Annotated in this window: 8 protein-coding genes; 3 read left to right on the top strand and 5 right to left on the bottom strand. The window is 37.5% G+C overall.

All coding sequences use genetic code 11. The features are described from left to right. Positions 1-1,390, top strand: a 1,390-nt coding sequence (priA, locus tag AC1DG9_RS20685; protein ID WP_477635164.1) for a replication restart helicase PriA, incomplete at its 5' end; no start/stop codon positions are given. A 99-nt stretch (positions 1,391-1,489) separates the two neighbouring features. Then, entirely contained in the window at positions 1,490-2,146 is a 657-nt protein-coding gene (locus AC1DG9_RS20680; RefSeq protein WP_172659838.1) for a protein-L-isoaspartate(D-aspartate) O-methyltransferase, read from the top strand. Positions 2,147-2,162: 16 nt separating this feature from the next. Here the strand turns inward: AC1DG9_RS20680 and smpB are convergent, their stop codons facing one another. Genes smpB through AC1DG9_RS20665 form a run of 3 tightly spaced genes read right to left on the bottom strand, consistent with a single transcriptional unit; the run spans position 2,163 to position 5,171 of the window. Then, positions 2,163-2,612, bottom strand: a complete 450-nt coding sequence (gene smpB / locus AC1DG9_RS20675) for an SsrA-binding protein SmpB (protein WP_172659839.1) — start codon at positions 2,610-2,612, stop codon at positions 2,163-2,165. A 23-nt stretch (positions 2,613-2,635) separates the two neighbouring features. Next, entirely contained in the window at positions 2,636-4,516 is a 1,881-nt protein-coding gene (locus AC1DG9_RS20670) for an Nramp family divalent metal transporter (protein WP_477635163.1), read from the bottom strand. Between the two features lies 1 nt (position 4,517). Beyond that, positions 4,518-5,171, bottom strand: coding sequence for a metal-dependent transcriptional regulator (locus AC1DG9_RS20665; RefSeq protein ID WP_288879026.1), 654 nt, complete (start codon positions 5,169-5,171; stop codon positions 4,518-4,520). A 139-nt stretch (positions 5,172-5,310) separates the two neighbouring features. On the opposite strand from AC1DG9_RS20665, the gene AC1DG9_RS20660 reads away from it, so the two are divergent. Further along, positions 5,311-5,781, top strand: coding sequence for an Lrp/AsnC family transcriptional regulator (locus tag AC1DG9_RS20660; protein WP_048906633.1), 471 nt, complete (start codon positions 5,311-5,313; stop codon positions 5,779-5,781). Between the two features lie 6 nt (positions 5,782-5,787). Here AC1DG9_RS20660 and ung read toward each other — a convergent pair whose 3' ends face one another. Continuing rightward, positions 5,788-6,465 (bottom strand): uracil-DNA glycosylase, encoded by a 678-nt coding sequence (gene ung / locus AC1DG9_RS20655; protein WP_288879027.1) that lies wholly within the window; start codon positions 6,463-6,465, stop codon positions 5,788-5,790. Positions 6,466-6,467: 2 nt separating this feature from the next. Further along, the coding region (locus AC1DG9_RS20650) for a thioredoxin family protein (protein WP_477635162.1) at positions 6,468-6,870 on the bottom strand (403 nt) is incomplete at its 5' end.

The raw sequence follows: 6,870 nt of genomic DNA, 5'->3' as shown, positions 1-6,870 counted from the left end.
TATTGGTGTTTACCATTCTAAATTCAATAACAACGAGCGGGTTGAAATTTGGAATAAGGTATTAAATGGCAAATATCGGGTGGTTCTGGGCGCTCGTTCCGCGGTATTTCTGCCTTTTAAAGAACTGAGATTAATTGTGGTTGATGAAGAACATGAGTCTTCTTATAAGCAGCATGATCCATCGCCAAGATATCAGGCTAGGGATGCTGCGGTTTACCTGGCACATCTTCATCAGGCCAAAATTGTGCTTGGGTCTGCTACGCCATCTATTGAAAGCTATTACAATGCAGTTAGCGGAAAGTATGGTCTTGTAACAATTACCGAAAGATTTGGTGGTGTTGATCTGCCTTTGCAGGAAGTGATCAGTATCTCTGAAGAGACCAAACGTAAGAAAATGGTTTCTTATTTTTCAACTAAGCTGATTGATGAAATTGCTTTTACGTTGGAAAATAAGGAACAGGTAATCCTATTTCAAAATAGACGGGGGTACGCCACTATTTTAATTTGTGGTACTTGCGGCTATGCACCTAAGTGTGTGAATTGTGATGTGAGTTTAACTTATCACAAAACAAGTGGGAAATTGCATTGTCATTATTGCGGTTATCACCAAAGTAGCATTAACATTTGTCCGGCTTGCGGGTCTGTTCACATTGAACAGAAAGGATTTGGCACTGAAAGGGTGGAAGAAGAACTGAGTTTGATTTTTCCTGAAGCTAAAATCTCAAGATTGGATGTAGATAGCACACGTACTAAAAATGGACTGCAACAGATCATTTCTGATTTTCAAGAGAAAAAGACAGATATCTTGATCGGTACACAAATGGTTGCTAAAGGATTGGATTTTGATAATGTGACTTTAATTGGAGTAATTAATGCAGATACACTTTTGAATTATCCTGATTTCAGGGCTTTTGAAAGAAGTTACCAGTTGTTGGCTCAGGTTGCGGGTAGAGCAGGCAGAAGGGATAAGCAGGGCAAAGTTATTATACAGGCTTATGATGATAATCATAGAATCATTAATCAGGTTATTGATAATAAATACCTGGAAATGTATAATGAGGAACTTGCAGAACGGAAGCAGTTTAACTACCCACCGTTTACAAGGCTCATCTTTATTAATATAAAGCACAAAGATGCTGATCTTTTAAATGTGGCTTCGCAGAAGTTTGCAAACATTCTTAAAGGTCAGTTAGGTGGGAGAGTGTTGGGCCCGGAACAACCATTAGTGTCACGCGTGAGGAATTACTACATCAAACAAGTAATCATTAAGAGCGATAAAAATACTTCGATACAAAAGGTGAAGTCGATATTGAAAGATACCATTATTCAATTTCAATCAGAAAAGGAGTATCGCGCAGTAAACATTCAGGTGGATGTTGATCCATACTAGTTTTATTGGGATTGATTTTGTGCGCATTAGCCTTTTTTTAACTTTTTAGAGCTAAATAATTCAATTTATTAGATTTGAAAAGGCTAATTTTGGGGTGCTATGGCGTATAAGTTTGTTGACAATTACAGAGAAAAGGGAGCGAGAAAGAAATTAGTAGAGCACCTTGAAGCAAGAGGTATTACTGATAAGAGGGTATTGAGAGCTATAGGTAAGGTCCCTCGTCATTTCTTTTTTGATGAAACTTTCTGGAATCAGGCATATAAAGACATCGCTTTTCCAATAGGAGATGGACAAACTATTTCGCAACCTTACACCGTTGCGTATCAAAGCGAATTATTGCACATAAAAAAGGGCGACAAGGTTCTTGAGATTGGTACCGGATCCGGCTATCAGACGTGTATTTTAATGGAACTCGGAGCAAATGTGTATACTATTGAGCGTCAGGAAAGCATATACAGGCATACCATAAGGGTTTTACCCGGTATGGGATACAATGCTCATTTCTTTTTTGGAGATGGATCAAAAGGGATTGCTGATCATGCACCCTATCATAAAATCATTGTAACAGCGGGGGCACCCTTCGTGCCAGAGATATTACTTAAACAACTTAAAGTAGGTGGTATTTTAGTAATTCCGGTAGGTGATGAGCACTCCCAAAAAATGGTAACTGTAATTCGAGTTAGTGAAACCGATTATGAAAGGATAGAATTGGATACCTTTAGGTTTGTACCCCTGGTTGGAGATCAGGCCTGGTAATTTTTTTGCAGGGCTGTTAGAATTTCATAGCCCTGTCCATTTCTCTTTTCGATTCCCTGTCTTTAATACTGTCTCTCTTGTCAAATTCTTTTTTACCCTGGGCCAATGCGATCTCTATCTTAGCAAAACCTCTTTCATTGGTGAAAATACGCAGTGGGACAATAGTGTAGCCTTTTTCTTCTCCTTTTACTTTAAGCTTTTTGATTTCTTTTTTTTGTAAAAGCAGTGCCCTGTCGCGTTTAATATCGTGGTGATGAAATGAACTATGACTGTATTCTGAAATGTGTAGGTTTCTTACGTATAGTGTATTGCCTATAAACATGCAAAATGCATCAGACATATTGGCCTTACCCTGTCTGATGGCTTTTATTTCTGTGCCTAATAAAGCAATTCCTGCATTATATTTTTCAATAATGTGGTAATCAAAATAGGCTCTTTTATTTTTAATCTGGATATCGTTCTTCATAAGAATCCGCTAATATCTCAATTTTATCTCACAATAAGCACTGGAATAGTCACTTTATGACGTACAGAATTCACTGTAGTTCCAAGTATCAGATCCTTTAAGCCTTTATGTCCATGGGCACCCATAACAAGCAGTTCAAGGTTGCTTTCATTAGTAATATCTACGATTGCTTTTACTGTTCCTCCGTAGCCAATATGGACGGTGGCTTTGTATCCAAGTTCCGCCAGATTAATACGGTACTTTTCCAGATTTTCTGTGTCACTTTGTGTTTCATAATCAAGTGCCGATTCGCCATGGTAGCGGGCTACAGCTGTTTCAACTACGTGAATTAAATGATAGTTGGCCTGTTTGCCACCTTGGATTAAAGCATGTCTTATTGTGTTTCTATCGTTCTTGGAAAAATCAACAGTAATACCGATTCTTTTGTAGTGTATTTTTTCAACCTCATCAATATTAAGTGCACTGCCATGCGGAGTTACATTTTGCTCACGCTTAATTTTGCTGATCAAAGGGTATATGAAAACGTATAACAAAAGCAATCCAATAAGTATAGCTAATGGAACTATTATAGCATAAACATACCAACCGCCATCAGCACCCCAGGTTTTAATTTCTTCTACAACGAGTTTAACATTTAAGGAAACAATAACGATGGAGCTTCCCCAAGCTAGAATTTTTACCCACGTTTTGATGGCGAATCCTTTCATCGTACGCTTGTCTGATGTGAAATGGATCAGTGGGATTACGGCAAAGCCGAGTTGAAGACTTAATACGACCTGACTTAAAATTAATAAACCACCTAAAGCATCATTGCCAAACCATAATATAGTAAAAAAAGCTGGTATAATTGCCAGCAATCGGGTAATTAATCGGCGTAACCATGGCTCTATACGAAGCTTTAAGTGGCCTTCCATTACAATTTGCCCGGCTAAGGTACCGGTTACGGTAGAACTTTGCCCTGCAGCGATTAGTGCAATAGCAAAAAGAGCTGGAGCAACATTGCCGAAGATGTTTTGAAGCAGTTTGTGAGCGTCTTGAATTTCCGCAACCTCATGTAACCCATTTTTATAGAATGCAGCGGCTGCAAGGATTAAAATGGCTGCATTTACAAAGAATGCAAGGTTTAAAGCTACGGCTGTATCAATGAAATTAAACTTGATGGCTTCTTTGATTCCTTTATTGTCTCTTTCAAATTTTCTGGTTTGAACCAGCGATGAGTGCAGATAGAGGTTGTGTGGCATCACAGTTGCACCAATAATGCCAATTGCGATATATAATGCCTCTCCTGATAGCATAGTTGGCTCAAAACCTCTTGCAATTTCCTTTAGGGATGGTTCTACTATAAACATTTCTACTAAAAATGAAACGCCTACTATGAAAACCATTGAAACAATAAAGGCCTCCATTTTGCGCATTCCTTTGTTCAACAAGAAAAGTAGGAGTACAGTATCAAAAATGGTTAAGCTAATTCCCCATATTAAGGGCAAGCCAAATAATAAGTTTAAACCAATTGCCATACCTATAATCTCAGCAAGGTCACAAGCTATAATTGCAGTTTGTGCCAGGCCAAAAAGCGGAATGTTTACCCATTTTGGATACCCGTTTCTTGAGGCTTGCGCAAGATCAAGGCCTCTTACAATACCCAAACGGGCGCTAAGCGATTGCAGAAGCAATGCAATGAGGTTAGACATTAGCAGGATCCAGATGAGCTGATAGCCAAATTTACTACCGCCGGCAATGTCTGTGGCCCAATTTCCCGGATCCATATAGCCAACACTTACCAGGTACGCAGGGCCGATAAAAGAAAGGATGCGTCGCCAGCCARTTCTTTTGCTGGTGTCAACACTTTGATGCACTTCACTTAATGAGCCGGAGTTTTTTGTGGTGGTTTCAGGTTTGTTCATATTATATTTTAATGAGGATGTGTTTTGCCACTTCCCGGCTTACATTAATCTGTTTGTTTTCTATACTAAGCTCTACAGAACCATCAAAATCAGTGATTTCTGTAATTCTTATTTGTTTACCTAGTGTGAGACCTACTTTCTCGAGATGCTGTAAAAAGACTGATGAATGTTCACTAACTCCCATAATCAGGCCTTTGTCTCCGGTCTTGAGTTTTGATAATTTTATAAATACTGTATTATCAAGCTTTCCGTTTTTATCTGGTATAGGATCGCCATGGGGGTCATTTTTAGGGAAAGCGAGGAATTCATCTAAACGTTCAATAAGCTCGGGTGATTTAATATGCTCTAACTCTTCGGCTATATCATGAACCTCATCCCACTTAAAATTCAGTTTCTCTACAAGAAATACCTCCCATAGCCGGTGTCTTCTTACAATGTTAATTGCTGCATTTTTACCTGATTCTGTGAGTTTTACACCCTGATATTTTTTATAATCAACTAGCTTTTTGTCTGCTAATTTCTTTATCATGTCGGTAACCGAAGCCGCTTTAGTCTGTATTCTTTCGGCTATAGCGTTGGTTTGTACCGCGCTTTCAGTATTAAGCGAAAGGTGATAAATGATTTTAAGATAGTTCTCCTCTGTGAATGATTGCATTTATGGTTGCCTAACTATAAGTTTAGACAAATCTAAAAAAATATTAAGAAATAAACTGTAAATAATTGTAACATTTTTAGAATAAAATTTGGCATGTAACGCATTCTTATTCTACCTTTGCATAATATTAATAAAACTAATGGCAGCAGAACTAGATAAAACTGATTTTAAAATTCTTAAATTACTACAGGAAAATGGAAGGATAACTAATTTATTGTTATCTCAGGAGATAGGACTTTCTCCAGCTCCTACATTGGAAAGGGTACGTAAATTAGAGATGTCAGGATTTATCAAAAGCTACCATGCCCTTGTTGACGAAGAGAAGTTAGGTTTAGGCATTAAAACTTTTATTCAGGTTCAACTTGATTTTCATAAAAATAATACCATACAGATCTTTTTGGATGAGGTAAATCAGATTAAAGAAATTACAGAATGTCACCACGTTACTGGACAAGCCGATTTCTTACTTAAGGTTTACGTTAATGACATTAAGGCTTATGAACGTTTAATTATGGATAAGATCAGTAAAATATCTGTAGTTAAAACTTTTCAGACAATGATGATCATGTCTACTACCAAAAAGGAACCAATCGTTCCTTTGGAATACTAATTTCTTTTAGACAATTTGCCAGTCAATTGCACTAAGACCTTGTTTTTCTAAAATAGCATTGGCCTTAGAAAAATGCCTGCACCCAAAAAATCCATTATAGGCCGAGAAAGGAGATGGATGGGCTGCCGTCAAAATAGTGTGTTTGGTCTGATCAATTAATGTCGATTTATTTTGGGCATATCTACCCCATAAAAGGAAAACTAGGCCCTTTCTATGTTCAGATAGCTGACTTATTATTTTGTCGGTAAATATTTCCCAACCCTTACCCTGATGAGACCCTGCTTCGTGGGCTCTCACCGTTAAAGTAGCATTAAGCAACAAAACTCCTTCATCAGCCCATTTGGTTAAATTGCCATGGGAAGGAGTCGAAAATCCCTCAATATCAGTAACAAGTTCTTTATATATGTTCTTTAAAGAAGGAGGAACTGTAACACCTTTTTGAACTGAAAAAGATAAGCCATGAGCCTGTCCTTGTCCATGATAAGGGTCTTGCCCTAAAATCACTACCTTAACTTTATCAAATGGGGTATGATCTAATGCCTTAAAAACCTCTGATCCCTTAGGGTATACTGTGATGCCTTTTTGCTTTTCGTGCTGTAAGAAAGTTTTTAGATCTTTCATATAGCTCTTTTCAAATTCGGCATCTAGTTCTTTAAGCCAGCTCTTCTCTAAAGTAATCGACATATTTAGTTTTTTGATAATATAAGTGCCAAATCTTCTTCAATGCTTATAATTGGTTTTTCAATAATCCGACCGAGCTCTTTTTCATCCTCATAAATAATAAAGGTTGGTACACGATCTATATTTAAGTTCTCTAATAACCCATTTTCCGCTTTTTTTGTTCTATCTACACAGATAAAATTTATGTCTTTTTTATCAAGCGACGATGCATCTGTCGTTTTTAGAAAATGGGGTAATTGTTCACGGCTATCACCGCACCATGTTCCTAAAACAATGGTAATAGTTTTGCCTTTTAATAAAAGCTCTATTTCGTTTAAAGCACCAGATTCAGGAATATATTTTGAGTACCCATTGTCATACATTTCCCTCATAGATGGAAATGTTGTTATAGCATCACGGGTACAGGTA

Source organism: Pedobacter sp. 05L430, from assembly GCF_056397585.1.
This window is presented reverse-complemented; position numbering and strand designations above follow the sequence as displayed.